Origin of the sequence: Microcoleus sp. FACHB-SPT15 (assembly GCF_014849525.1) — a bacterium.
Taxonomy (GTDB): Bacteria; Cyanobacteriota; Cyanobacteriia; order Cyanobacteriales; family Coleofasciculaceae; genus Symplocastrum; species Symplocastrum torsivum.
In genome coordinates, this window is sequence record NZ_JACJNU010000037.1 from 1 (window position 1) to 25788 (window position 25788).

The window sequence follows — 25788 nt, forward strand, 5'->3', positions numbered from 1 at the left end:
AAGTTGATTAAACGCTCTGCTTATGGTTTTAGACATTTTGAAAATTACCGAATTAGATGCTTGCTTAATTGGCATCTTAATTGTTGATTTAGCATACTAAGTACTGAAGAGCCTTAGTTTTCAATGGGGATAACGGAACCTGCGATCGCATCTTGCTTTAGTTCTTCTAAACCCACGGCTCTTAAAAGTTTCAGCCAAGCTGGAGGAATGCTACGAATTTCAGCTAAATCTGTTGGAACATCATACCAAATGTTGTTATCTATGTATAGATTGAGGCGCTCTGCTGCTGTCGCTGTAGCTAACTGTTCAAAACTCATGCTATCAATTCTTTCTACTATTCCTCTTTGAGAAACAGGAACAAGATCAGACCGATTTTGCTCACCACAATACAGTTCAAAAATCCAGCTATATTGTTTATTGACCTCTAAAGGCATGGCAGTGGTAGGAATTTGAACGCTGACAAATCCTGGCGTTGTTGGAAGTGTGAACGTTGTTTTATACAACGCATTATCGTCTTGATCTTTTAGTAAAAAAGTTCCAGAACGAACATTCTCAATTTTATAAGGAACATAGAACCAAAACGTGGGATGTTCACTCAATGTATAGCCTGAATATCCAGTCTCAGTTAGGGGTAACAAGGGAGTAAAAGGACGATTTGGTTCTTGACAAGGACCACGGGTTGCTCCTGAACCTCGCCCTGTTGGTGTTCCTGTATCAGGTGGAATCGGTAGATCTGCAATTTCGATGGTAGTTGGTTGTGCCTGTGTCAAAGTGAGGCAACTAATGCTGTTAGTAAAGGCAAATGCGATCGCAATTCCGATAGTCTTCATCATATTCATGATTTAGAACAAGATTATTAACTATTATTACTTCCTTATCTGCTTATAAGCTGCTAAAACTCCGCTAGTTGCAAGTAATACAAGTAATCCAGGAACCAGTGGTAGTAATACACCGTTTGTTAAAAGAAAAATAAAGCAAATTCCTGGCAAACTGAGTGCCGCAACTCCAAGCAAGCCTAAACGCAGTAGTAACTGAAAACGCCAGGTAATAATTCCTCCAATCAATGACCAAATCCCAATCCAAAGGATATCTCCCCATTGAGGTAAAAACCATAATAAAAGTCGCTGATTTTCAACAGCGCTTAATATCTGGCTCACCATTTGGGCGTGAAGTTGTAATCCTCGGATTTCATTACTGTAGGGTGTATCAAAATCGTTTTTATAAGGTATTTTAAAGTTATCTTTAACCGTTGGATCAGTAACACCGATAATAACAATTTTATGTTTTAGTGATTCAGGAACATATTCAGTGTTTAAAACATCAGTCAATGTTTTCCATTCAGCTACTTTCTCAAGAGTTTTAGAGCGGTAATTCAGTAGTATTTGGTAGCCTCTTGTATCCTCGTTTTGGTAAAAACCAGTATTAGGGCGTAATGCTTCAAACCTAGTATTGTTAATCTGCAAAAGCTTTTCATTATGAAATTTAAAGGATACTCCGGTTGCTTCTAGATAGCGAAATACAAGCTGAACGCTGAGAGCATAGAGTGCTGGACAAGGTGCAGAGGATTTAAGCGAGGACTGCTCATCTTTTGGTGGAGTCATAGACAGGAGATGGCGACGTACAATAGTGTCAGAATCGTAGATAACATCACTAAAACCTAAGCGTACATTAGGATTATGTATACCAGGAGGAGGTAAAACGGCAGGATTTTGCTCAGAAGAATTTGCACAGATAGAAATTACGCGATCGCTTTTTTCCTGCAAATACTTAACTAACTCCTCACGCCCCTCTCCTTCTGCACGATCTCGATAAATATCTAAGCCAATCACTCGCGGTTTATACTCCTCTAGCTTCTTCAACAGTCGAAGCATTGTTCGATCATGTAGAGGATATTCACCACCTAAATATTTGATATCGTCAGCAGTAACTTTTACTAGTAATATACGTTCATCGATTGGTTCCGCTGGACGCAGTTGCACTAAATAATCAAATGCTTTAAGTTCTGCGGCTTGGAAGATGCCACGTGATCGCATTCCCGCTATAATACTCGTTACAATCACACTCGACACTAGTACCCTTCGTAAACCCTGCCAGCGAGAATTGGGTTGAATAGGTACTAATTCAGGTATTGTTATTGGTAGAGAATTAGGTTGAGGAGGAGATAATTCAGTTGTAATTGGCAATTCTGCTACTTTGTATAAATCGTTCCAATTCGGCGGTACTTCAGCAAGATTTTGACAAATTACAGGTAGCCAACTTGCACAAGGAAACTTATCTTCCAATCCATGTAATCGTTCGCGGGCTTCCCGTACAGATAAATAAAAAGACTCACCGCTAGAAAACGCTGCCAGAAAATACTTCAAAAACCTTTGAGCAACTTCATCTGGCACCAACTCCCGCATGACAATCATTTGGGGAATCTGTAGATCATTCAACTGCTGTGCTAATCCCAAACCATCACAAGAGTTGAAGATGGCAATTTTTAAGCCTCGTTGAACCGATTTTTTGATGGCGTATCGTAAATCCTCAATTGTTAAGCTTTCTGTGGGATTAATATAAATTCGTCCTGTTTCCCCTTCTGTCTCACTGTGTCCGGCGAAGAAGATAATATCCCAAGCTTGTTCCCACAATTTATCATTGATTTCTTGACGTGTCTTTTCGACCAAAAATGTTGTTTCAGCATGAGGTAAACTATCTAACAATCGTCGATCAGCCGTAACATCAATACCCTGACTATGACCGAGAATCGCCAAAATTTTAATGCTAGCTTTGGGAAGAGTAGCTAATGGTTTGATACCTTCAAATTGTGTCGCACCAAACGCTAATTCTGCTTTTGAATATCGCTCAAAAAAATCCCATCCTTGCCAGGGAAGTTTACGCAAGTTTTTATCTTCATTACGAATCAGAAAGCGAATCGTTTCATCTGGGTTTAACTGTTCTCGTAAACGCTTATCCAGAAGGCGAAATCCCTCAGAATCAAGCCATGCATTAAAATGCGATCGCAACTTTTGGGCTGATTCTTTACAGTCCTGAATTCGATCATTAACCGAACCACCGTAATTAATTTTTATATTACTAATACGGTAAGGCGCTCCCAAGCAACGGTATTTTTCTTGCCAGTGGTGTTGTAAGTGAGTGAATAGTTGTGAATCTTTCGGCAAACAACCGGTCACTTCTACATTTGGCGGCAACCCTTCTTCTCGGATTGTTAATATTACCCGAAACCCTTGTTCAAAATCACCATCCAACCTCAGGACAACTAACTTACCCATGAATAGCACCAAGGTATCTACGCTTGTTAGTTAGACTAAAAACGTTTCTATAAAGCTATCACGTCCCAACACTAGCTTAATACTAATTTGTTCTCCAGACTTAGCGCTAAACTCAATTTGAATATACTCATTTTTAGTCCTAGTTTGCGTCTGTATTACAACCTCTTCCTGAGCATCTAGTACCAGTAGTTGTAATTCGGAGGGTAAATGCGTTTGGTTTTCTGTCGGATACACTTCTATTGAAATTGAGAGTTCTGTCAAGGTAGTTGGTGTCACGCCAACGAACAAAGCCAACTTATTATTCTCTCTTTCTAAATCTAGCAGCTTGCCTCTTTTTATCCCTTCTTTGGAATGTTTCAAAATACTGGGTCTCATAGAAGAAAGCTGCCTGAAACTAATAGCTGGCTGAGCCGATAGAGGATTAAAAAGGGCTTCAACTGACTGCCAACCTTCTTCAAAGACATTATGTAACCACTGGCTTAATTGTACGATGTTTTTTTGAGCTTGAGTTGATTGCGGTTGCGTCGGTTGACTAAGGTGTTCTAGCAATACTTCTATTGATTGCAGTTGATTAAGAGGCAATTTTTCTGTCGCTACTGTCTCAACAAATCCTAGAATTGTCGCTTCTCTCAACGATTGCTCAAGCTGCACGGCTACATAACCGATTCTGTCTTCCCATTCTGTAGGAATTTCAACGACTTCTGAATTAGGGAGTACAGCACGACACTCTAACGTCCCATGATTAGGAATGTTTAAATCTGCAACATCCGTTAAGGTTTGCATGACTGGATTCCAACTATCACTCTTTTCCCAGTCGGTTTTAATTTCCATACACTGTAAGTAAAACTTCACAGCATAGACTGCCAAGGTGTTTAGATAAACCTGTTTAGCTTTAGCTTTAGAGCGCTGGCGAAGACGAAACTCTTGTGCGAGATGATGAGCTTCTTCTCCTAGTGGAATAGTAAAGGTTAAGGATTCTGCTGGAGTTTTCATGTTTAGTCTGCCTCTAGTTGAGTGATTTTCATGCCAAAATATAATCTTTGAGCTTTGATGCAAACTTCTTCATACTACGTTGATAGAACGTACTGAGAGTGGGTACAGGAATTTGCGTTTCCTCTGATATCTCTTGCCAGGATTTGTCAGCAAGTCTTTGTAATAATAGAAATTGAAAGTTGGCTTGTGGGTGTTCTCTAATACAATGCTGCTTGAAAATGCCTTCAGGGTCTTCTTCAATGTAGTGTTGAAGATCATCAATTTCAGACGATTTTTCAGGAGAGATGAATTCATCTGGCTCAAAAGTATCCAAGTCATCAAGTGAGGGGATCGGGTTCAAAACCCGCTGATCTCTTCTATCTCTAAACATACTGATTGCTTTATTAAAAAAACGCCGCCCCATTAAAAGATTAACCCAGGTTAATACAGAACCTCGTTCAGCATCGTATTCATTAATGTTTTGGCAAATATGAAGCATTAGCTCTTGTTTTGCCTCGTCATAAATCTCTTTATAAGCACCGACGAAGTTAGGCGGAAGCTGATGTGGAGGTGGACGATAGAGCTTAGGCGATCGCATAATTCCTTTAACGAGTTTTGTTAGTGCTAGTTGCCGTTGTTTCGCGCCGGGTTGGTAGCTTTGAGCTTCTATGGCTAGCTGTTTTAGCTGCTCATCTAGTCCCTGATTGTCTGATTTATTCATCACTAGACCCAAAGGTCATTGAGGTACATTTTGCACTTCTATCTCTCTCTCAAGTATTGAGCGCAGAGATTATGCATAACTGGCTGATCTTTACAAAGATTCTCAAATACAATGCGATCGCTTTTTGGCAAGTGTATTGTACTCATGATCTGATGCTTGCCGCGTTCGACTGAACGCTTATACCAATTCCCTAAATGCTTAATACAGATGATTTTCTTGCTCCCCCCTTAACAAGGGGGGTTGGGGGGGTCTATCTGTATCACATTAAAAGTGAAATGGTATTACGCCGAAGTCAGCGCTTTGTGATCGCAGCCCTGTTTATAAACTTCTGTAAAGAAAATTCTAACTTGCATAAAAATCACATCCATCCCTGGAGAGAGAAGTAGCGCAACACAGAAATTCATCTGAATGCGTTTCAACTCTAGATATTTATCCACGATCTCACAGGAGAAATACCAATGGATTGGTTAAATGCATTTACCAAAAAGCGTTCTCTTACCCAACCACCTCAACTTAAAGATAAGCAAGCACCAAAACCACTAAAAATCTTCAAGCTTGAACCAATCCTCACACCTAGCGGAGTTTTAGATACAGATCTTCCCACACTAGGGTGGATGGACGTAACAGACTCTACCCCTGACCCGCTAGATCTTGATTACAGCACGGATGATGTTACGGATTTGGGCGCTGATAGTCTCCCAGACATCGAAGTTGAAATCCCAGAAATTTTCCAAACAACTGAAGTCGTAGATAGTATCGACCTTTCCAGTTCAACCTATGATTCAGGATTCTTCACAGTAGGCGAGTCGGGTGAAATTGGCATTGATTTCCTCTATGACGGTGGTGCCTATCAAGGCGAGTTAGCCATCTTTAGCTTGGAGGGATTAGACCCAAATTCAGATACCTTTGCTCAAGAAGCGGCTGAACGTGCCTTGAGTAATTCTCCAGAACAAGGCTATGTGGTAATCAGCGACCCCACAGAAGGCGCAAGATTTTCTGGTGTCCTACCTGGAGAGGGCGACCATAATGCGGGTAATTACCAGGGCGTGACAACCTTCACAATGGCGAAGGGGACTCAGTTTGGCATTATGCTTGTGCCGAATGGTACGGTGCAGGAAGTCCTTGACGGACATGGCGTAGGCGACAAGCTGCCTGTATTTTCAATGGCAACCGCTAACCCGAACGATACCTTTCACCTAGGACAACTTGCTGATGTTACAGGCGATGGCAGTACCTTTGTTCTAGAAGATATGCGGGTTGATACAGGTTCGGATAAAGACTACAACGATATTGTTTTCCAAGTCCGAGGCGCAACTGCCGAAGCCGCCACAATGGATCAATTGATTACAGATGGCGCACTAGATGAGGCAAAAGATTGGCGCGACACGGATATGGGTGAAGCGTTAATTTCTTATGCTGAGCCTTACATTACACCTGAAGTTACGATTTTAGAACCTCTTCCTGAGGAAGCGATCGCTGATCTCGTAATCTCGCCTCCAACAGATGAATTTGACCCTGCTGAACCAGATGGCTATGACTTTCCTCAAGAGAATCAACCATTAATCGGTGTGATTGATACAGGGTTTAGTGCAAATAACCCTTATCTTGACTACGAGCGCATTACTTTAGGGCAAGACTTGGTAGATGGTGATGCGAATCCACTACTAGAACCTGGTGAGGTCGGTGAGCATGGCACCCATATTGTAGGCGTTATCGACAGTGGGAATAATGATGCGCCACTTTGGGTAGGTCGTGCGGTTGATTCTGGACAATGGGCAGATTCTTTAGTTGAATTTGTCGATGCGGCAAAGGAATCTGGACAACCGAATGCAATTGTGAATCTCAGCTTCGACTTGACGCAAATAAACCCAGATGGCACTGAAACCACCCGCTACGAGTTTACGCCAGAAGAACGAGCCGCACTAGAATATGCTCGTCAGAATAATGTTTTGATTGTTGCGGCGGCTGGTAACGATGGAAATGTGATGTCAGTATTGGGTCAAGCCTCTCAAGAGTTTGACAACATCATCACCGTCGGTTCAGCCGAAAATGTAGACCCTTCGGTAGCAGCAGCACAGGGATTTGATCGGGTAGATTATTCTAGCTACGGCTATGGTTTAGACATCATGGCTGAAGGTGGCACGACGGAGAATCCAGTGCAATTCACTGCTGGTGATGATTTTGGCATGGCTGGAACTTCTGTCGCAACCGCTGAAGTAACGGGTGCAGCGTCTCAAGTCTGGGCAGCGAATCCAGAGTTGAGCTACGAGCAAGTGATTGATATCCTCAAATCCACAGCCACCGACCTGAATACTCCTAATTGGGATACTCGGACGGGAGCCGGATTGTTGAATATAGTGGCAGCGGTAGAATTAGCAAAGGCAACGCGGCCGGAAAGCTATACTGCTCCCCCTATTGATACTACTGGTTCTTGGAGTGGTGAGGGTGAAGTCATACCTACTGAACGAGCAGTATCAGAGGAGTACAACGGCAAATATTATGACTGGGTTCCTTACACTATTCAGTATGGTGATACACTCAGCCAAATTGCCCTTAATACGCTAGGCGATAGTTCTGGCTACCAATTTATTGCCGAGCACAACGGCATTGCTGACCCTGACGTAATTTATGTAGGTGATAGTATTGAGATTCCTGTGGAGGTTTTAGCGCCACAACCGCAACCACAGCCACAACCACAACCGCTGCCTACAGGAACATTTGAGTACAATGGCAATTCCTATGTATGGGTTTCTTACACCATTCAAGGTAATGACACACTCAGCCAAATTGCCCTTAATACGTTAGGCGATAGTTCCGGCTATCAATTCATTGCCGAACACAACGGTATTGTTAACCCCAACCTAATTATTGTGGGTCAGGTTATTGAGATTCCTCAAGCGGTATCGAATCCAACTCCACCCACACAACCGCAACCACCACAGTCTGATGCCGAGCTTATAGAAAGGCTTGTCGCTTGTGCGCCATCTTCAATACAGGGATATGCCAGAGAGTCAATTCCTGTCATTCTTGCTGCGTGTGAAGCGGCTGGAGTCACTGAGCCAGCACAGATAGCTTATATTCTGGCTACTGCACAACATGAATCCCATCTAGGACAATGGATGGAAGAATTGGCATCTGGGGAGGCTTATGAAGGGAGAACCGATCTGGGAAATACGCAACCTGGAGATGGTGTGCGCTACAAGGGACGAGGTTATGTGCAAATCACAGGTCGGTCTAACTATACCAATTGGTCTAGGCGGCTTGGTATCGATTTAGTGAACCAGCCCGAATTAGCATCCGATCCAGAAATTGCTGCTCAGATTCTTGTTGAGGGAATGCGTGATGGCACATTTACTGGAGTAGGGTTGAGTGACTACATCAGTGGCTCAAACATAGACTTCTACAACGCCAGACGTATTGTTAATGGTACAGATCGAGCCAGTGAAATTGCTCAGATGGCTGAACGTTACTACAACGTCCTTAACAGTACTAGCGATTCTGACACTGGTAGCAGTCCTGACCAACTACCTCCAACTACTGGTTATCGTCCCTACTACGTGAAATCAGGTGACACGCCTTCAGGCATTGCGTTCAATGAACTGAACGGAAATGCCAGCCGCTGGACTGAAATACTGAAGGAAGATGGCACACCCTTGACTAATTGGGATACAACTCATCTTCAAGTAGGACAACTGCTCTATTTGCCTTTTGGTTATCAGTCTGGCACAGGTAACCCTGTTACACCTCCTCCTAATCCTGAGCCACAGCCTGTTCCATCTCCAGATCCCAACATCTATACAAAACAAGAGTTTGAAAATTCATGGCGGAATCTGCCTGAGTATACTTCTGACAACCCATTCCCTAGTAAAGGGAGCAACTGTACCTGGTATGCTCACGGTCGCATGATGGAGTTAGGCTATAGCGAAGCCGCTTTGGATACTATGCTGGGTAACGCTGGTATGTGGAATGATACGGCTGGAAATGGTGCTACTTTATCAAATACACCATCGGTTCCTTGTATTGCTGTATGGGAAGCTGGCGTAGGTGAAGCTGATCCAAAATATGGTCACGTAGCAGTAGTAGAGCAAATTAATGCAGATGGGTCAATTGTAATTTCTGAATCCGGTTTAAGCTTTTCTTACAAAACTCGTACTATTTCCCCTGGTTCTTACTGGCCAACTAACTTCGTCATCGTTCCTAAGGCATAATGTATCGGCTTGCAATGACTGACTAATTGTTTCAAGTTAAGCGATAGCATTTCCACCCTAAGCTAAATGCGATCGCTCTTCCAGAATCACAACTTAGTTAAGCGATCGCATTTCCATCAAACCTGAATGCGATCGCTTTTTCGTCACAAGTCTCCTAACCACTAGTTCCAAACTTATCTCTAGAGTGTTTCTGACTGCTCCTGTGCCTTCTCCATAACAGTTTCAACATCTAGCTCGATAAGCTCCGCAATCTCTTCAATGCTCAATCCTCGTTGGAGTAGCCGTGGTATCATTTTTAGCTTAATCTGTAGCTTACCTTCCTCACGTCCTTCCTCGCGCCCTTCTTCACGCCCTTCCTCACGCCCTTCTTCAAGAGCTTCTTGATAAACCCTGGTTTGCCTTAGTTCGCTCAATCCCAGCATGGCTTCTATTTCCTCGCGACTCAGTTTGGGAAATTTGTACAAAAGGACTGTTTCTATCAATTCTATAATTTGTCGTTGGATGACGAGATCAGGTAATTCCTGCCGTGCCTTGTTGATTAAATTTCGGGCAACTTCCGGGGTTTTCTTCTTGAACTCTACCACCAACTGCACAATACCTACCCCGATAAACTCCTCTGCTACTTCGCCAATTTCATCAGGATAAATTCGTCGCACCCGTTGCTCCATCAACTCTCTATACTGCCGAGGTGCTGGTACTTCAATACTGCGACGACGGTAGATAACTATGGCGTACCATTCAATATTGTGGTCGTACTGATAGAAGTACAGAAAGATTTCCGCAAAAAGGCGAGAGTAAAACCTAGGCTTTTTTTGGAACTGCACCTCAACAAAATAAATTGGCAATTCCATAGATGCGACAACAGGAAGAAACAAACCATCAAAACGGAAAGCGCGTTGCTTAACTTCTAAAGAAGTGAACTGGTAACTGCTACTATCCGTTGCTGGTTGTCCAATCAGTTCAAAGAAGATGCTGGGAAAACTCTGAAAGAGTTGATAAAAAATAGTATCGGTTTTCACAAACTCGCGATAGCTGCCACAATTTAACTAAAAATAGACAAAAAACCTGTATTAAGTGGTTAATCCTACCACGATTACGAGATAGCTTCGTTTTAGTTCAACGGATAAGAGACCTTCTGCACGAATGGAATTTTCGCCCCCCTAGCCCTCCAATTCTGGGGGAACAAGAATTAAAGTCCCCCAAAGTTGGGGGATTTAGGGGGCAGTTAATGATTCATGCAGGAGGTCTAAGAAATTTGTTGTAGGGTAACTGGGTGTTCGCCTCTATATAAAGCACAACTTACGCATAAACCCCATCTTTAGGAGCAATCCCCCGTGGTTGCCTCGCTTTTACCTAAGATTCAGAGATCATGCGTAATTTTTGTAAAGTTTTGTAAAACAAATCCAGCTTTGCATAAAACTCGGTTTTCATTCCGGAGAGAGAGGTAGAAGTTCACAGCTACTCATTTGAACTGGCGCTACCAAGAACAAAGCAATGAAACCGGAAAATGTTCACGACTGGATTTGTCCAGATATTAGTACCTACTGGAAACTAACCAAACTACCAAACAAAGATGAATATATCCTGCAAGCCGTAGAGGAAAATCTTCAACATCTATTTTCAGCAGAAGAAGCCTATACTTTACGGTACTTCAATGGACGATTGACAGTTGAGCAAGTTCAAAAACTCTGTCAACGAAAGCTAGGAGATACTATTTCTTCCCACTTTGTACTCAAGCTACTACAAAAACTAATTACTCTTGGAGTCCTAGCCTTGGCGGATGCTGAACCAAAATCTGCTACCACCTCTATTCCTTGTCTTAAAGCTTGTGTGCAGTGGACATCTCATCCCGCTGGGTACTGGATTCTCAGCAATCCTGAAGATGTTACCTATCTGCAAATGGATGAGCGTAGTAAAGCCGTGATTGATGAGTTGGGACAACTACCACTAGAGGGAATTGCCCAAAAGCATAACGTCAGTTTGACAGACGTGCGATCGCTTTTACAACACCTTGCCGCTAACGCCATGCTTGAGGGAACAACACTACCAACACCACCCAAAAAGAAATTCTCACCTTCGCAGCTACTGTCATTCAAGATATCCCTCTTTAATCCTGACACTTGGCTTACGAACTATATTAATGGCTTGCGTTGGATTTGGACTCAACCTTTTGCTCTCGCTTTATGTTTCTTTCTCGCATTCTCTAGCATTATTGGATTATCCCAACGGGCCGACATTCTTCTAAAAGGACAGCAGCTATTTACCGCTTATGGAAGCTCTTTAATAATTCCCTTTTGCCTTTTATCAATGCTAGTCGTAACGCTACATGAACTTGGTCATGCTTTCACCCTAAAACATTATGGCGGCATTGTTCCAGAAGTCGGTCTACTCTTCATGCTGCTCATTCCAGCCGCTTATACAAATACTACCGATAGTTATCGCTTAGTAAAGCGTCGTCAGCGAGTGTTAGTCATAGCTGCTGGTGTCATTTGTCAACTGACGATTGCTACGTTTGCTTTGTGGTTGTGGAACATCTCAGTTTCTGGCAGTTGGCTAGCGACGACAAGCTATTTACTCATGGTAGCTGCCCTATTTACTGTTGCTCTTAATCTTAATCCTCTCGCCAAGTTTGATGGCTACTATTTAGCTGTTGCTCTCACAGGAATTAACAATTTGCGAACTCGCTGCTTTGGATTGTATGCCAGCCTATTACGACGAAAACCAATTCAGGAAAGCCCTCGTGATGCACTAATTCTCGCTGCTTATGCTCCTTTGAGCTTTATCTATCTCTTAAGTGTATTTGGATTTATTTTCTATCGAGTCACTGACTGGGGTTTGACTAATATCCCCACTCTTGCTTTCACACTCCTAACACTTTGGTTAATTTACTTTTACTTTCCCAATAATACAATTTCAAAGAATAGTTAATTGGTTAACGCTCCTTACCCTTTGGCTCCTTCCTTCTACTCATTGATTACTGAAAACAATACAGAGATCTTACCAAAATGACTTCCTCAAATTTTAATTCCTCACATCCGACTCACCGACAGTCCTTAAAAGTTGTTCCACCTTCTATCCAGAAGGCAGTCCCACCTGTTACTCAGGCTTCTTCTCCAATAACGGCTGTTAAATCAACAAAGTCTCATCAGAAACTAATAATCTTGGGAGCAATTGTTGCTGGATTAGGTTACGTCGGATTTGTTCCTCAGCTACCTCATTCAGTACGTGGTGAGGCGAATATTTCTTCTACTTATAATGCTCGTCAAGATGTCACACTGAACGTCGCAGGTGTTGTTAAAGAAATTTATGTAAATCCCAATGAGAAAGTGAGTAAAGGGCAAAAGCTGGTTGTGCTTGAGAGTGAAGAGGTTGAAAATGCGATCGCAAAAGCCAAAACTGAACTAGGGCAAGCTCAATCAGCAATACAAGATTCCTTACGAATGGTGGAAGACTTACAAGCTAAACTGACTGAATCTCGTGTTAGAGAACAAACCACACAACAAGAAGTCTCACAACGTTCTCAAGAAGCGGCTAGTATCAATCAGAATTCTCTTCCTCAAGTTCAAGAATTAGAAAGCGAGATAACAGGACTTGAAAAAAAGAGAATTCAGCTTCAATCTAATTCAAACATTATTCAGCAGCAAATTAATCGAATTAATGCTGTTAATCAGGAAGCTGGTGATGTGGTTATTCCTCAAACACGGCTAGATGAATTCCAGCGAGAATACAACATCATTTCTGGAGAAGTTTCAGAAATTACTAGTCAAATAGCTAGCAACAAAGCCCAAATCAAGCGTATTGAAAAAGACTTACAAGATAAACTAAGACAAGTAGAAGCTGAATTCAGTGCTGCCCGTGCTGCTAGAAAGTCAGTTGAGGAAAGCCTCCAAGCAGCAAATATTCTAGTAATTGATCGTCGTCGCCAAGTTGCGGAGCTACAAACAGAAGTTAAACGACAAGAAGAAAAGCGTAAACAGTTAATTTTAACAGCCTCAACGACAGGAACTGTAATCACAGAAGATTTAGATCGACTAACAAATCGATTTCAACCTGCCGGAGAAAAGCTACTAGAAATTGTTGATTTGTCCAACCTGACCGTAATTGCCCAAATTCGCCAAGAGGATGAAAAGTTCATTCAAAAAGGGGACACGGTGAAGTTTTACAAGCAAGGTGAGATTCAACCTCATACAACAAAAGTTGAATATATTTCCTCAGCGTCACAACAGGAGGAAAACCAAGTTAAGCCTGTTTGGATAGTACGACTTTCTATCAAGAACAATGGAGAAAATTTAATGAAACCCGGAATGACAGGGTACGTTTCAATTGAAACTCAACCCATGACATTATTTGAAAAACTTAAACATGAAGTACTGAAGGTAGTGCGTCCAATTCTTCTTTAGGTGTGTCAACGAAGTCTAGTGAAAGGCTCTTATGCAGAACAAATTTTAGTCCCGCCGTACTCGGAGAGTGACAGAAGCTGTTCAGGAAGGTGATCGCATTCCTTATGTATGTAAAGAAGCATTGCTGTTCCTTAAAAGAGGGATTGTCACCCCCTTAATGTGAGCAGTCATCCATGATATCTCACTCGTATACCAATAACGATACACGGAGATGACACAACATCGATGTCGCATAGGGCAAGAGATTAAGTATGAGTATTCTGCAATCAAAGCTGCCAGGATAAAACGCTGATAGCTTACAGCGATCGCGCCCCACCCCCAGCCACCTCGGCACGTTGCAACATAGTCTTTATTGCTAACGATACTAATACTTTATCAGGACTTTGTGTGGTTCCTATTTATCTATGCCTGACTATCACAATACTTCTGTGATGGAATCAAGTGCTTAGGGAAAGATTGTACTGATTCCTTAAGGGATGAAGATTAGCGCTGCTTCAAGATTTCTCCAATATCTTCTAACTTCTTCTCTAACAGTTGTTGCAAGTCCTCTAGTTTAGAAGTTTCGAGCGTAGTCAACAGCTCTAATGAGAGTTTCTGAACACTTTTAGCCACAGTAGACACCGATTTGGTTGGGGAGCCAGCTTCCGTAGATGAAGTTTTATGGGCTTTGAGAATTTCTCGAACTAGCGATCTTGTTTGAGCAACCGATAACTTCTCCTGAATAACTTTGGTTGTAGCTTGTTGGCGAAGAGTATCTGCTTTTTTGGGTTTAACCTCTAAATTTTTCGCTGATAGCTGCTGTAGCACCATCGCCTGGGAGCCTTTGAGTCCCTGCTCTCGAATAGCTGTTTTTAAATCGGACAAGAGCGTTAGCATTGGAAAAATATTTGCATCTATCGAGGCAGGGTTCAGTTGCAGAGCCAGCAGCTCTGAGATAATATCTTGCTCCGACTCACTGAGATTGAGAGTGCCAACAAGTTCCTCTTGAGAAGCATGAGATGCCGTCACTACACCCGATAGCTCAGTCAGCTTTCCCTGCTTCGTCAGTCGGCGGATGACCGCTGAGAGAATTCGCACAATCTCCTCACTTTTGAGTTTCGTCGTGTTGGCAATTTCAAGAACAATGGCTTCTGCTTTATCGAGGGGGTTGAGGTCTTCTCGATGTAGGGAAGTTAGTAAAGCTTGTCGATGTAGGGCTTCAGGTTTAGGAATTATTACGGACTTTAAGGTTTCCCAACCTAATTCCCTAGCGCCACGCCATCTGCGCTCCCCATCGAATAGGAGGTACTGCTCACCTTGCTCGCTCAAGATGACAGGTTGAAGTTGTCCGTCCCTCAAGAGGGAGTGAACCATTGACTGAATACTCTCTTCAAGAAAAGTCTGTCTAGGTTGGGATGGGTTCGGACAAATTTGTGCAATGGGAATTTCTAATACGCCTGACTGAGACTTTAGCTGTGAGCGCAACGTTTCTATCTGAGTCTCCAGATCAGTTGAGGAAATCTCCCGTAATTGCTCTATCTCCTCCTTCAATCGCACAATCTCTGTCTCAGCCTTTTCGAGTTTGTGGATTTGCTCGGCTCCTGAGAAGAGGTTATCCATATCCACGATTTCTTTACGTCCAGGCATGGTCTCTAATCTCTTACTTTTTCGCAATTAATTTACTAAGTTCATCGGCAATCTTTTTTAAGTCGCGACTAGCTGGATGGCTTGGTCGATATAGAGGCAGAGGTAACCCTTGAGCGCTGGCGTTGACAAATTCAGCAGAGTCTCGAATGGCAGGAAAGCATTTAATATTAATCTGAGCAAGTTTTTCCGGGAGTGATTCTAAAAGTTGACGTTGTGCTGCACGCTTAGCATCATACTGGTTGGGGATAAAGCCAATTAGTTCGGGTTCGGGTTTGAGACGCAGTTGTTTTTTGTAGAGATAGAGCCATTCCAGAAGCTTGGCTGAACCTTGGATTGACTTCGGCTCTAACTGAACGGGTACAAGAATATGGGTACTTGCTGCCAAGGCAATGAGTGGCAAGGGACCAAGTGTAGCCGGACAATCAAAGATTATAAAATTGTGAAGCAGCGGGTAGTCTTGTAATCGGTCAGCTAATAGGTAAGACCCACGAGCATGTGAGGCGATCTCTTGGGTGGTTTGAGTAAGAATCAATCCTCCTTGGCAGACTTCAACTTTATCTGTGTGTTCGACCCAGCATTTAACTAACGGCCACTCTCCGTTGAAGTTATCCCGCAGCACGGCAGCCGTTGTTTTTTCTGGGTGAGGTGGAGTTAGACCACAAAATAAACTCAGAGAACCCTGCGGATCTAAGTCAATCAAGGCTACAGAAAAACCGCGCTTGCTCATCAAGTAAGCGAGATGGACGCAAAGGGTTGTTTTGCCGCTTCCCCCAGCGTTACTAACAACACAGAGTTTCACTGACATTCCTTTGACTCCTCCAACAACGATGGAGTTAAGCGTAACTCGTTTTTGGTCGGATAACGTTATCCGAACTGTTGCTTGCTGCAAGTCGGATAATGTTATCCGACTTCTTGCTAGATGTTATGAGATTAATTTGGACAGCTATTTTCTTACGTTAGGGTGTAAAAGAGCAGGGGGGTGTCGGACTAAGAATCAATAAATTGATTGGGGAGAGTTGTTCAATTCGGATGTACGGGTGGGAACACTACAAAGAAGAACTTACTCTCGAAGAGGATGGTAATTGGTTTGTCGCAGCATTGCACTAACCACAAAATTATGCCAGAACAGGGAGGGCGGGTGTCATTCGTCCTCGGACATGATGATAGACTTCCTTCTTCTTTAAGTGATCGCTATTCAATAATCGTTAGCCATTAATCTATGACCAGTGTCAGTGTAGTCAGGAACATTTCAGAACTGAGCGGCAGGTAAATGCAGCGAAGTCTCTATCTCAGCTCAATCCCAGAGACTTGGAAGGTAATGAGAGACTGGATTTGTTCCGTCAAGGGCTTGATGAGAGTAGGGTTCGGCGGTAGTGTTTTTGATATATCGATTACCTGGGCAAATAACGGGCAGAGCTGTCCTGCGGTCGAGCATGTAGGTACATACCTGTTGTTGCAACAGAAGCATGACCGAGCGTCGCTTGCACCAAATGAATCGGGGCACCACGTTCCAAAGCATGAGAAGCATGGGAATGGCGCAACCAATGCGCTGATACATTTCCCTCAATCCCTGCTCTTTTGGCAGCTGCTTTAACAATATCCCATACGTTGCGAGGAGATAAGTGTCGCCCAGACTTACTATGAAACACCGGGGCATTAGCTGATGCCTTTCTGCGAAAGGATTGCAACTCGTCCCACAGCGCTTGAGTGAGCAGCACATTTCGGGTTTGGGAACCTTTGCCGAAGATAGTGACTTGTCCGCTCCCCTCCCTAGGCTTCAAATGTTTCCATTTAAGCTGACACATCTCCGACACGCGGCAACCTGTCTCGTACAGAAATCGCAGCATTAGTCTATTGCGTTCCTTGGGTTCCAAAGCAATGAGTTTGAGAACCTCTGACTCTGAAAGAATCCGCTCGGCTAGTGTTTCCCTATCCTTTGGCAGATCCACCGGCTTGCCCACATTCACGAGCAAATAGCCCACCTTCTGTCCGAACGAGAGCAGGGACTTCACTGCGTACAACCTGCGCCGAATCGAACTGATGGTATACCCCTGACACACCATCGCCTCGGAAAAAGCCGCCACATCTTCCATTTTGACTTGAATCAGTGGCTTGCTCTCGATAAAAGCCAGGAAGTAGGCGATGTCACGCTTGTAAGCCTCTCTGGTGTGGGGTGACTTTCCATGTAACCAAAGCCCAATGAGTTCGTCGTCGGTTTGACAGTCAGTCAACCGAAACACAGAGGCTAGAGCCTCTTGATAATGTGTAAGCATAGAAATGATTTTTCAAATCAACTTACCCCTGGTGACCGCCAGGGGTTTTTGTTCTCATACTATCGTCTCATAAGCGTACTTATCGGATGCTTTCGCGCATGGGGCAGGTTCGCTCAAAGTCTTGTGTGGGAACTCACCTTACAGGCAACGATAAAAGTGGTGGAACTTTCTAGGGGAAATATAAAATGCTATTTTCCCTAGAATTTGAATGGTGAGCGGGATCGCACCTCTCCGAATAATTCCCCTAGAATTTCACGGCTAGCAGCTGATTTGCCCCCTTGGCTCTTTGCCTAATAGAGCAAGAATCTCTGGAATGGATAGCTCTGCTTTGATAGCATCTGTGATCGCAGGGACTTTATACTTAGGTACTCCTTCCTTTATTGTCTTCCAACGTCGTTTAGAGTCAGGGTCGCGGACATCATAGTTGTACTGCCAAGTGCTGTACTCCTTGCCTTTTTTGACCGATACGCACCTAACAAGAGAACCGCTGGCTGGCTTTTTATTAGGGCTGCATTTTCTACGTCCCCTGGGCTTTTCTACTGGCTGTTGGCAATCACCCTGAGTCTTAAGCACAAGCCTTTGAGGGGAAACCTGTACCGATTCCGCTATAGAAGTCTGCCCAGGCAAGTTCTCCAACCATTCGGGTTTTGCCAATATGCAAGGAGTTTCAAAATTTTGGGTTCCGTTGAGCTTGACCAAGACTAGCTTTCCAATACGGGCGACTACTCCAGTGCAGCAACAGGCGTATGAGAGTTTTTTAGGAAGTTTTGCATCAGCTTTGACTCTGACACCCTCGCCCTCCTTAAATCCCCTAGAATTTGTAGCATCTTGTCTAGCTGGTGTTTGCACCCCAGAATGACTAAGCATCGCTATTTTCCTCCCATGCTCCAAGACCAGCAATGGGCATAAATTTGGATATTTCCAGGCTGACTAACATCTTTGCCGTGCCAACTTTTCCGTAAATCCGGTTTTTGTCAACAATGAACTCAATCGTTTTGTCGTGGGAATTTTTGCTATAGTAAGCGTCGCGGTAAAGCATAATCACCGCGTCTGCCACCTCTGCAATCTCCCCAGAGTCTCTTAAGTCAGCCTTCGTCGGGCGCTTGTTATTGCGCTTTTCGACCTCCCGATTAATCTGAGAACCAAGATAGAAAGGCACGTCAAAATCTTTAGCGATCGCTCTTAGTTCTCGCGTGATCTGCCCCAGTTCCAGATTGCGGTTCTTTTCCGCTGAACCTAAACTAAGCATCTGCACGTAGTCGAGAAATACTGCCCCCAGTTGCCCTTGCCTTAAAATCGCCTGCTTGACAACGGAGCGAATGGTGGAAATCGACGGGTTAGGCTCGTCATAGACCATCCAGGGCAAATTGCTAAATATACGTATTGCTTGCGCTAGCAACTCCCACTCATCCTCTTTTACGCCTTCAGGCAGTGGTCCTTTAAACAGGCGGCTGTTGTCGATGCCTGAAAGACGAGCGAGGAGTCGCTGGTTAATTGAGTCTTTATCCATCTCGCAGGAGAAGAACAAAACTGGCTGGTTGAGTTCAGTCATAATGGCGTGTCCAAGCCCCAGCATGACTTGGGTTTTTCCCATTGAGGTCGCACCCCCAATTACACTCAGTGTCTTGCGGTGAACACCGCCAGTTAGCGCTTCAAGGTCGTACCAGCCCACCAACTCACCTGCCCTTTTCCCAGTCTCAATGCTGGCGAACAAAGAGATACCCATTTCTGAGGTGTCTTCCAGTTGGTAGCGTTCTGATGTATGCAGAACACTGATGCCGAAAACCTTTTGTTCGGCTTGGTCTAGAACAGTTTCTAACTCTATTGATGTCTCGTGACCCAACTGAACAATCTCGTTTCCTGCCTGAATCATCTGACGGCGGAGGTACTTATCCATCACCAGCGCTGCGTAGCGATCAACATTGACCGCTGATACGGTACGCTCAACTAATTGGGCTAACTTGCTCTGACCGCCAACTTTCTCCAATAATTCATGGTCAGAAAGCCAGGTTGTGACGCTCATCAAATCCGTCGGCTTACCCTGGTTATGGAGAACTAAGGTAGCTTTGTAGATTTCTTTGTGGGCATTGATGTAAAAAGCTTCCGCACGAAGAAGCTCAGCCACCCTACTAATGGCTTCCGGGTCTAGCAGAATGCCTCCGAGAATCGATTCCTCAGCATCAACATTTTGAGGTGGGAGGTTGTTGGCAAAGGAAAAATTCATCACCCTCTTGCCCCCTGACCCTGCTGTGTCCAACTCTGCTGTCGTTTTTGCAGTTCAGCTAGTTCTTTCCGGGCTGCGTTTATCTGTTCTTGCTGCTCTCGTTCTGATTGGGCAGGGTCAACCTGGCTTGGTGTTTGAGACGATGCGGTAAAAAACTCTTCCCTCAGCTCTTGCCAATTTCGCTCGATCCACTTCTTAGGGAGCGTTGGCGGTTTGGGCAGCTCGGCCGCCTTCTTAAGTCCCAACTCTAAAAATTTCTCTCTTTCGTCATCTGAGAGAGTCTGTATAAAGTCTGTATAAGTCTGAAAGGAGCCATAATCCTTATCCAGTGAGGCTTCTGGAGTGACATTTGGATCATTTTGTCTATTTTTGGACATTTCGATCCCGTTGCTGACATTTGGATCTTTTTGTCCGCGTTTGGATCTTTTTGTCCGCGCTCGGACATTTTTGTCCGTTGGGCTTGACTTTAATTTGACCGAAGCCGTTGTATTCCGGCACTTCCACTTCTCGATCTGAAAGTCAAATAGCTCTAAATCTTCCAATCTTTGGGCGGAGCGCCGGATAGTTCGCTCGTTTACGTTCAGAATTCTGGCAACTTCAGCAGGTGGGGGAATATCAACCCAGCGATCACCAAATGGATCAAGTTCCCACAAGTAGAGCCATAGGTCGTACTGATTACCGCTGAGTTTACGTAATCGCACATACCTGATTAACTCCAAAGGGATTTGGACAAATGTTGGCTGTATCATGGTGAGTGTAATCGATGAACTTACTCCGTCGTGCTTTCTAAAGCTCTGAAGGTTCGGCTGATTTTTTAGTTTTTAGCTCTTTGGCAGTGCTAGAGAGCCGTCTAAAGGTGTTGCACCTTTGATGCTGCAATACTTCAGTAACGGCTCAATCTCTGCTGAGAACTGCTGGTGCTCGTGCCAAATTTCGGTGCAGTCCCAGGCTAGATTAGGAACGGGGTAGTTCATAGAAAGCTCTCTGATATGGGTGTTAGTATGGTTTTGCCTGGTTTCCCTTACTAGTTCTAGGGAAATTACCAAGCTCGTAAATATAATATGTTGAAAATTACCACAGACGTTAATTTTGTGGCTAAGATATTTCCATGAAACGGAAACTAAGAGAAGCCTTTTTTTTAGCGGTTAAGGAATCCAAATTGAGTGGCAAGAAGCTTGCAGAGTTATCTGGACTTTCTGAATCACAGCTTTCTGAGTTCCGCAACGGAAAGAGAGAAATAACTTTGGGGAATTTTGAGCAAGTAGTGAACTCATTGCCGCCTGATGTATACCACCGCTTCTGCTGGCAGCTGACACTAACTCAGATGGATCAGGAGGAATTATGCGAGTTAATTGCAATGGCAGCTTCTCAGTTGAAGTCCAAGCAGGTACCGGGAACTAAGTACTCCGCATCCGAAAAGGAGTACGAACATCAAGCTGCCACGGTTTCATGAAACTGAATCACCTGAAACACCTCGGAAGCTGGAAGCCCCGTAACTTGAGTTTGGGAATGAAAGCGCGGAAGTTTGCGAGTTTTTAGTTGATTTGCCCTTGCTACGTGATCGCTTCTTCGTAGATCTTTTCTTTTTCAGTTTGAGCAGCCGTTGCACGAACTGGAAATCCTCTAAAACTAGCTTTTGACCCTCTCTCTTGACTTTTAAGTCGGCGAATGACCAGTATGGGTTCGGTAAGTGTCCCATCTCCTCTTCATGCCATGATTCAAGTAGATATCGTTAGTGCGTGACGGCAATATTTTCAGCTTAATGCTTTAAGGATTTTGTATTGTTGCACAAGCCGTTTTTTCTCTCACTACAAATTCAATCGTATAGGTCAGGAGCGTGATTGCATGAAAGGAGATGTCGTTTGCGCCCTCACTATCCTGTACGGCTTGAATTCCAAGCTCTAGGCTAGTGGAAGGCAATTATATCGTTGAGTTCTTGTATTTGAGATTGCAGTGATCGCAATTAGTCTCCAAACTATACAGATAAGCCCTAGCCTTACATTGTATTATACTCAGCCTTCAACCTAAAATTATTGCAATGGTTGCAAGCAGAAGTTAGGGAAGGATTGTGGTGAGAGTACCTACACGGAGACACTGGGAGATATGGGAAAGCTATCAGTCTCTCCAAATGACTCCTGAAGAGTTTTTGTCCCTGTGGGATGTGTCGCGTGAAGAACTGGCGAAACTTTGTGGCAAAAGCCTCAGTACAGTTAATCATTGGTTTTCTAGGGGAGTTCACCGCATAGAACCGAGTGAAGACGATCAACGGCGGCTGGCAGAGATCCATGCTTTCTGGACTCAGTTTGAAAACGAACCTAAGCATCTGCGCGAGATTTTTGAGGCGAAACCCCGGCGTAGATACCAAAAATAGTTTGCAATCATTGCAAGTATTTCTTGCAGTCTTTGCAAGGATGGCTATATCGTGAGTGCAGGGTTATTCAATCCGATTCAACAGCAATACGGCTCACCCAAGCTTTTGCGTACAAAGAACAGGAACATCGAGTTCTTACAGTATCTTGCGTCTGCATAAAGCACTTGAAAGTGTACGTTTATCGGTGATCAACTCCCCTCATGCAATTTGCATGGCAGTAACTCATCAGGAGCTTTCCTTATGTTCAGCGAGAAAATAAGTGTTCCAGAAGTTTCGTTGCTTCCAACCCTGCCTGCCCAACTCCCGCTGCCGAAATTTCAGCTTGATCAAACATTGAAGTTTGGCAAAGTCCCTTCAGGCGACTTCGGACGTGTAGTGGGTTACGTATTTGCTGCTAGCGCTACCGTACAGGCGACGGGATACCATTACTTACTCTTACTCGACCTGGAAAGCGATTCACGTAAGGAACTAGGAATTTTGTGTGACTGGCTCTTTGAGGATGATGCCTTGCTAATGATGTAGCCATTTCCAAACGGTCAATCCACTCAACAAGGAACAGGCTTGCAACAAAGACAGGAATAGCCAATGTACCCAACGCAACACCAGTGGGCATTACTCGAAGCTTACAAGCACTACCCCACACCCCTTTCTCCTCTTCAGTTTTTGCAAATTTATGATGAGCTGTCCTATGGGGAGTTGGCGGTTATCTTAGGTCTGTCGGTTAGCAGTGTGGAACATTTTTTCTGTGATCGCACGGCGACTGGCTATCGGGAATGTGCGGAAAAACACTGCCGCAAGTTAGCAGAGATTCATGTGCTATGGAAAAATGCTCACCACTTGACACCGGAGCAGATTCAACAATGGTGTCAAGAGCCAGGAACTGGATTTTAGGCTAACAGCGAACCCGATCAGCAAGAGACAGTCGATTTATAACGTCAAAGCCATTGAGCTAATGCCTTGTTAGCGCTAGCTTTCGTTGAGGTGTGCAGATTTGAATCACTCAGATCTACCTCAAATGACTCAGAACTGGTTAGCCGTCAAATTTTAGCTCTATATCGGGTTTGTATCTAAGACGTGAAAGCTGAACTTTACAAGGAGCAGGGTTGAGGTCAGTTCTGTTCACGAATTATATAGAAATACTACAGACGAAGAGCTGTGCTTACTATTTTGTGTCAAACTGTTTTTACTTGGCGAGACTAACCTCTGACTCTTAATTGAGTGGATGCAAATTATCCCTGTTCTGTCACTTTTGGGAAATTTGAGGAGTTTACGTTGTCTCTGCCCACGAAAATTCTTCAATCTTTCACCTCAGTTTGACAAAAGAGGGTTATAGCAGTCGCCAAAGCTGTTAGGACAAGTTGGCAATAGATGCCTTAAACAGCACCTTTGTGAATTGTTGTCCTAAGATTTTTGACTATTGCTATATTTCCAAACTTGTGGAATTCTGCCGAAACTTTTGGCAGGTAATTCTTCTGTATTTTAGATTTAAAAATCTAGAAATAGAGGAAATATTCTGTTGCAATAACAGAAGTTCTTCAAGGCTATATCAAGGCAGAGCGGTAATTTGAGGAAGAGGAAACGAGGCATATAACCCAACTAGTTAATCTTCAAAAGGAGCCGTTGATGAAGCCAGATTCTATAACAGAGCAAGACAAGCACACCTTAGCGTCCTTGTTTTACAAATGGGAGAAGCATATTCAAAACCCCAATCTATCAAAGTACCTGAAAATTGCTTTCAAGCTTTATATTCTAGAAGCTTCAGGATTCAAAACCAAAGACATGAAGTCAAACGAATTTGCCAATTTTTGTGACAAGCTAACGCTACAAAAGTTGATGAAACACTTGGAGAAATTTACTGAAAAAAGCTCCAGTAAGGAGGAAAATTTAGAGATTTATCCCCCATCGCCGAAAGAAAATTTAAAAGCTTGCCTACTTAATGCCTTTGACCAGCAGTTTGAAGCGGCAGTAGCATTAGGACTAGTTAAGCCAAGTACCAAACATAACTATCGCTCCGCTGTAGGGCGATTTGGTGAGTACTTACCTCAACAGATTTGGTGGAAAGAACTGTTTCCGCAACAAATGCCTGAATTCATTCCACCGCGTCCAAAGAAAGTCGAAAGGGATAGGCGTTCAGCAGGAGAGTATTATGGACTACCTCTAGAAGAGTTTCCTCCTCACCTAGATCAGCAACTTGATGACTATAAAGATTTCCGTCTAACAGGAAGCAAAAAAGTAAGGCGGGAAAATAGTTGGGCAAGTAGACAGCAGTCTAAAAGACCTAAAATAACAATAATTAGTGAATCAACTCTTGAAAGAGAATTAAATATTATTGTTCGTTTCTTAGGGTGGTATGTTCATATTGAAAATCACTCAATCGAATCACTAGAGTTGGACTTAATAACAGATATAGAACTTTTAGAAAATTACATCTCTTGGTTAGTTGAAGAAAGAAAATGCTGTCATTCAAGCGGTGTAGCAATGCTTGGCGTTGCTATTGCTGTTGCTAAATGGCTCAATTACAACAAATCCGAACGACGTAACTGGTCAGATATTGACCTAATTAGGAACTTACAAGGTTTTCAAAACTATTGTAACGAGAATTACAAAAATGAGAAAAGGCAATACTTGCAGTCAAAGTGGGAGAATAAGGAATTAACCCATAGTCAATTAAGAGAAGTAATTCAATATTTGCGGGATTGCTGTGCAGAGAATTGTGGTTACGTCAGTCATCTCACGGGAAAACGTATAAAGGGTAACAAACGCTCCAACTTAGAAATTATTCGGAGCTGGCAAGTCTACCTCATCGTCAAAATCTTGGTCTTCTTACCTGTAAGACAACAGGAGATAAGGCAACTTAAACCTGGAGAGACATTATTAAGAAAAAAAGATGAAAAAGGACATCCCTATTATGAAGCCAGAATTACTCACCACAAAAACAAGACTAGGACAGGTAGAGATCGAATATACAAGCTACCAAATATTCTTACGGCTGATTTAGATGCTTGGATTGACATCTTGCGACCAAAGGCTTTTGAGGCAGTACAAACAAAAGAAAGTTGGTTAGAGTTTGCTGGTTATAAGATAGAGGATGTTGAGCGGCTCCAACAACGTATCGAGATGGCTAAACAGGGAGTTACCGAGAGAAAATTGGAGGACATACAGAAGTACATAAAAAGCTTAGAAACACGCTTGCTTAGTCTGAAAAAACGAATTAAGGCTTGGTCTTCTGCTGAAGCTAATTTAACAGAACACAAAAGCTTGTTCTTTATGATGGGGAAAACCTATCCTAAGAGCTTTGGAAAGCCTCTCTCAGTGCACGGGGTGTATTCACTAGTTACGACAGCTATTGCCCAAGCTACAACAATGTTATATGGAGAGCCGTGTTGGACCAATCCTCATGCACTTCGTCACATTGCTGCTAAGCACATTCGCAAGCTTAGAGGTGATACAAAAGCTTTAGCCGAATTGATGGGACACAGTGAGACACAGGGAGACGAATACGCTGCCCAGATCATGACCACATTAGATCGGCTTAATAACTTCTCGGATAACTGGTGGGAAGAAGAGGACGAGAATGAAAATGATTAGAGAACCGTAATCAATTTTTCAATGTTGAAGAAGTCTTGATAAAAAGAACTTTACCTTGAATAGGTAGAGTTCTTTTTATCAAATTGGTGTATTTTACTAAAAGTAAGTAACTACTTATAAAGCTCCTAATTAT

General features: G+C 43.4%; 20 protein-coding genes. 8 read left to right on the plus strand and 12 right to left on the minus strand.

The features are described from left to right. Positions 1 to 113: 113 nt before the first annotated feature. The 4 genes from H6F98_RS12635 to H6F98_RS12650 are packed head-to-tail and all read right to left on the minus strand — an operon-like array spanning position 114 to position 4965. Positions 114 to 833, minus strand: a complete 720-nt coding sequence (locus tag H6F98_RS12635) for a DUF928 domain-containing protein (protein ID WP_192219048.1) — start codon at positions 831 to 833, stop codon at positions 114 to 116. A gap of 33 nt (positions 834 to 866) precedes the next feature. Beyond that, complete coding sequence (locus H6F98_RS12640) at positions 867 to 3272, minus strand: CHASE2 domain-containing protein (RefSeq protein ID WP_192219049.1); 2406 nt, start codon at positions 3270 to 3272, stop codon at positions 867 to 869. 30 nt (positions 3273 to 3302) lie between these two features. After that, positions 3303 to 4265 carry a DUF1822 family protein gene (locus H6F98_RS12645; RefSeq protein ID WP_192219050.1) on the minus strand — a complete coding sequence of 321 codons (963 nt, stop codon included), beginning with the start codon at positions 4263 to 4265 and terminating at the stop codon, positions 3303 to 3305. Between the two features lie 28 nt (positions 4266 to 4293). After that, positions 4294 to 4965 (minus strand): RNA polymerase sigma factor, encoded by a 672-nt coding sequence (locus H6F98_RS12650; RefSeq protein WP_192219051.1) that lies wholly within the window; start codon positions 4963 to 4965, stop codon positions 4294 to 4296. A 458-nt stretch (positions 4966 to 5423) separates the two neighbouring features. On the opposite strand from H6F98_RS12650, the gene H6F98_RS12655 reads away from it, so the two are divergent. Continuing rightward, positions 5424 to 9173, plus strand: coding sequence for a S8 family serine peptidase (locus H6F98_RS12655; protein ID WP_192219052.1), 3750 nt, complete (start codon positions 5424 to 5426; stop codon positions 9171 to 9173). A gap of 179 nt (positions 9174 to 9352) precedes the next feature. Here the strand turns inward: H6F98_RS12655 and H6F98_RS12660 are convergent, their stop codons facing one another. Then, entirely contained in the window at positions 9353 to 10192 is an 840-nt protein-coding gene (locus H6F98_RS12660) for an Rpn family recombination-promoting nuclease/putative transposase (protein WP_192219053.1), read from the minus strand. Positions 10193 to 10667: 475 nt separating this feature from the next. Between H6F98_RS12660 and H6F98_RS12665 the strand changes: the two genes are divergently transcribed. Both H6F98_RS12665 and H6F98_RS12670 read left to right on the plus strand, forming a co-directional pair. Further along, positions 10668 to 12101 (plus strand): M50 family metallopeptidase, encoded by a 1434-nt coding sequence (locus tag H6F98_RS12665; RefSeq protein WP_192219054.1) that lies wholly within the window; start codon positions 10668 to 10670, stop codon positions 12099 to 12101. Positions 12102 to 12178: 77 nt separating this feature from the next. Then, positions 12179 to 13573 (plus strand): HlyD family secretion protein, encoded by a 1395-nt coding sequence (locus H6F98_RS12670; protein WP_192219055.1) that lies wholly within the window; start codon positions 12179 to 12181, stop codon positions 13571 to 13573. 483 nt (positions 13574 to 14056) lie between these two features. On the opposite strand, the gene H6F98_RS12675 is transcribed toward H6F98_RS12670, so the two are convergent. The 7 genes from H6F98_RS12675 to H6F98_RS12705 form a co-directional block, all read right to left on the minus strand. Continuing rightward, the gene (locus tag H6F98_RS12675; protein WP_192219056.1) at positions 14057 to 15199 is read right to left on the minus strand and encodes a ParB/RepB/Spo0J family partition protein; all 1143 of its coding nucleotides are present in this window, start codon (positions 15197 to 15199) and stop codon (positions 14057 to 14059) included. Positions 15200 to 15212: 13 nt separating this feature from the next. After that, positions 15213 to 16004, minus strand: a complete 792-nt coding sequence (locus tag H6F98_RS12680) for a ParA family protein (protein WP_192219057.1) — start codon at positions 16002 to 16004, stop codon at positions 15213 to 15215. A gap of 586 nt (positions 16005 to 16590) precedes the next feature. After that, positions 16591 to 17472: a tyrosine-type recombinase/integrase gene (locus tag H6F98_RS12685; RefSeq protein ID WP_192219058.1), complete on the minus strand. Its 882-nt coding sequence runs from the start codon at positions 17470 to 17472 to the stop codon at positions 16591 to 16593. A gap of 258 nt (positions 17473 to 17730) precedes the next feature. Beyond that, on the minus strand, positions 17731 to 18339 hold the full coding sequence (locus H6F98_RS12690; RefSeq protein WP_192219059.1) for a hypothetical protein: 609 nt from the start codon (positions 18337 to 18339) through the stop codon (positions 17731 to 17733). Then, positions 18332 to 19696, minus strand: coding sequence for a replicative DNA helicase (gene dnaB, locus H6F98_RS12695; protein ID WP_192219060.1), 1365 nt, complete (start codon positions 19694 to 19696; stop codon positions 18332 to 18334). Before dnaB ends, H6F98_RS12690 begins: the two co-directional genes overlap by 8 nt. Next, positions 19696 to 20397, minus strand: a complete 702-nt coding sequence (locus H6F98_RS12700; RefSeq protein ID WP_192219061.1) for a hypothetical protein — start codon at positions 20395 to 20397, stop codon at positions 19696 to 19698. Before H6F98_RS12700 ends, dnaB begins: the two co-directional genes overlap by 1 nt. A gap of 120 nt (positions 20398 to 20517) precedes the next feature. Then, positions 20518 to 20670 carry a hypothetical protein gene (locus H6F98_RS12705; RefSeq protein WP_192219062.1) on the minus strand — a complete coding sequence of 51 codons (153 nt, stop codon included), beginning with the start codon at positions 20668 to 20670 and terminating at the stop codon, positions 20518 to 20520. A 134-nt stretch (positions 20671 to 20804) separates the two neighbouring features. On the opposite strand from H6F98_RS12705, the gene H6F98_RS12710 reads away from it, so the two are divergent. From H6F98_RS12710 to H6F98_RS12730, 5 genes are all read left to right on the plus strand, one after another. After that, the gene (locus H6F98_RS12710; RefSeq protein WP_192219063.1) at positions 20805 to 21149 is read left to right on the plus strand and encodes a helix-turn-helix domain-containing protein; all 345 of its coding nucleotides are present in this window, start codon (positions 20805 to 20807) and stop codon (positions 21147 to 21149) included. 618 nt (positions 21150 to 21767) lie between these two features. Next, the gene (locus H6F98_RS12715; protein WP_313929854.1) at positions 21768 to 22067 is read left to right on the plus strand and encodes a hypothetical protein; all 300 of its coding nucleotides are present in this window, start codon (positions 21768 to 21770) and stop codon (positions 22065 to 22067) included. Between the two features lie 240 nt (positions 22068 to 22307). Further along, positions 22308 to 22589 carry a hypothetical protein gene (locus tag H6F98_RS12720; RefSeq protein ID WP_192219064.1) on the plus strand — a complete coding sequence of 94 codons (282 nt, stop codon included), beginning with the start codon at positions 22308 to 22310 and terminating at the stop codon, positions 22587 to 22589. 63 nt (positions 22590 to 22652) lie between these two features. Continuing rightward, positions 22653 to 22958: a hypothetical protein gene (locus H6F98_RS12725; RefSeq protein WP_192219065.1), complete on the plus strand. Its 306-nt coding sequence runs from the start codon at positions 22653 to 22655 to the stop codon at positions 22956 to 22958. A 732-nt stretch (positions 22959 to 23690) separates the two neighbouring features. Further along, positions 23691 to 25655 carry a hypothetical protein gene (locus H6F98_RS12730; protein ID WP_192219066.1) on the plus strand — a complete coding sequence of 655 codons (1965 nt, stop codon included), beginning with the start codon at positions 23691 to 23693 and terminating at the stop codon, positions 25653 to 25655. The last annotated feature ends 133 nt before the right edge of the window (positions 25656 to 25788 follow it).

Bases quoted from the DNA above. Each gene is read 5' to 3' on its own strand.
- H6F98_RS12665 (WP_192219054.1), top strand. From the start codon at position 10,668: ATGAAACCGGAAAATGTTCACGACTGGATTTGTCCAGATATTAGTACC.
- H6F98_RS12730 (WP_192219066.1), top strand. From the start codon at position 23,691: ATGAAGCCAGATTCTATAACAGAGCAAGACAAGCACACCTTAGCGTCC.
- H6F98_RS12710 (WP_192219063.1), top strand. From the start codon at position 20,805: ATGAAACGGAAACTAAGAGAAGCCTTTTTTTTAGCGGTTAAGGAATCC.
- H6F98_RS12680 (WP_192219057.1), bottom strand. From the start codon at position 16,004: ATGTCAGTGAAACTCTGTGTTGTTAGTAACGCTGGGGGAAGCGGCAAA.
- H6F98_RS12650 (WP_192219051.1), bottom strand. From the start codon at position 4,965: ATGAATAAATCAGACAATCAGGGACTAGATGAGCAGCTAAAACAGCTA.
- H6F98_RS12670 (WP_192219055.1), top strand. From the start codon at position 12,179: ATGACTTCCTCAAATTTTAATTCCTCACATCCGACTCACCGACAGTCC.
- H6F98_RS12705 (WP_192219062.1), bottom strand. From the start codon at position 20,670: ATGAACTACCCCGTTCCTAATCTAGCCTGGGACTGCACCGAAATTTGG.
- H6F98_RS12675 (WP_192219056.1), bottom strand. From the start codon at position 15,199: ATGCCTGGACGTAAAGAAATCGTGGATATGGATAACCTCTTCTCAGGA.
- H6F98_RS12720 (WP_192219064.1), top strand. From the start codon at position 22,308: ATGTTCAGCGAGAAAATAAGTGTTCCAGAAGTTTCGTTGCTTCCAACC.
- H6F98_RS12685 (WP_192219058.1), bottom strand. From the start codon at position 17,472: ATGCTTACACATTATCAAGAGGCTCTAGCCTCTGTGTTTCGGTTGACT.
- H6F98_RS12635 (WP_192219048.1), bottom strand. From the start codon at position 833: ATGATGAAGACTATCGGAATTGCGATCGCATTTGCCTTTACTAACAGC.
- H6F98_RS12655 (WP_192219052.1), top strand. From the start codon at position 5,424: ATGGATTGGTTAAATGCATTTACCAAAAAGCGTTCTCTTACCCAACCA.
- dnaB (WP_192219060.1), bottom strand. From the start codon at position 19,696: ATGAATTTTTCCTTTGCCAACAACCTCCCACCTCAAAATGTTGATGCT.
- H6F98_RS12725 (WP_192219065.1), top strand. From the start codon at position 22,653: ATGTACCCAACGCAACACCAGTGGGCATTACTCGAAGCTTACAAGCAC.
- H6F98_RS12645 (WP_192219050.1), bottom strand. From the start codon at position 4,265: ATGAAAACTCCAGCAGAATCCTTAACCTTTACTATTCCACTAGGAGAA.
- H6F98_RS12690 (WP_192219059.1), bottom strand. From the start codon at position 18,339: ATGCTTAGTCATTCTGGGGTGCAAACACCAGCTAGACAAGATGCTACA.
- H6F98_RS12640 (WP_192219049.1), bottom strand. From the start codon at position 3,272: ATGGGTAAGTTAGTTGTCCTGAGGTTGGATGGTGATTTTGAACAAGGG.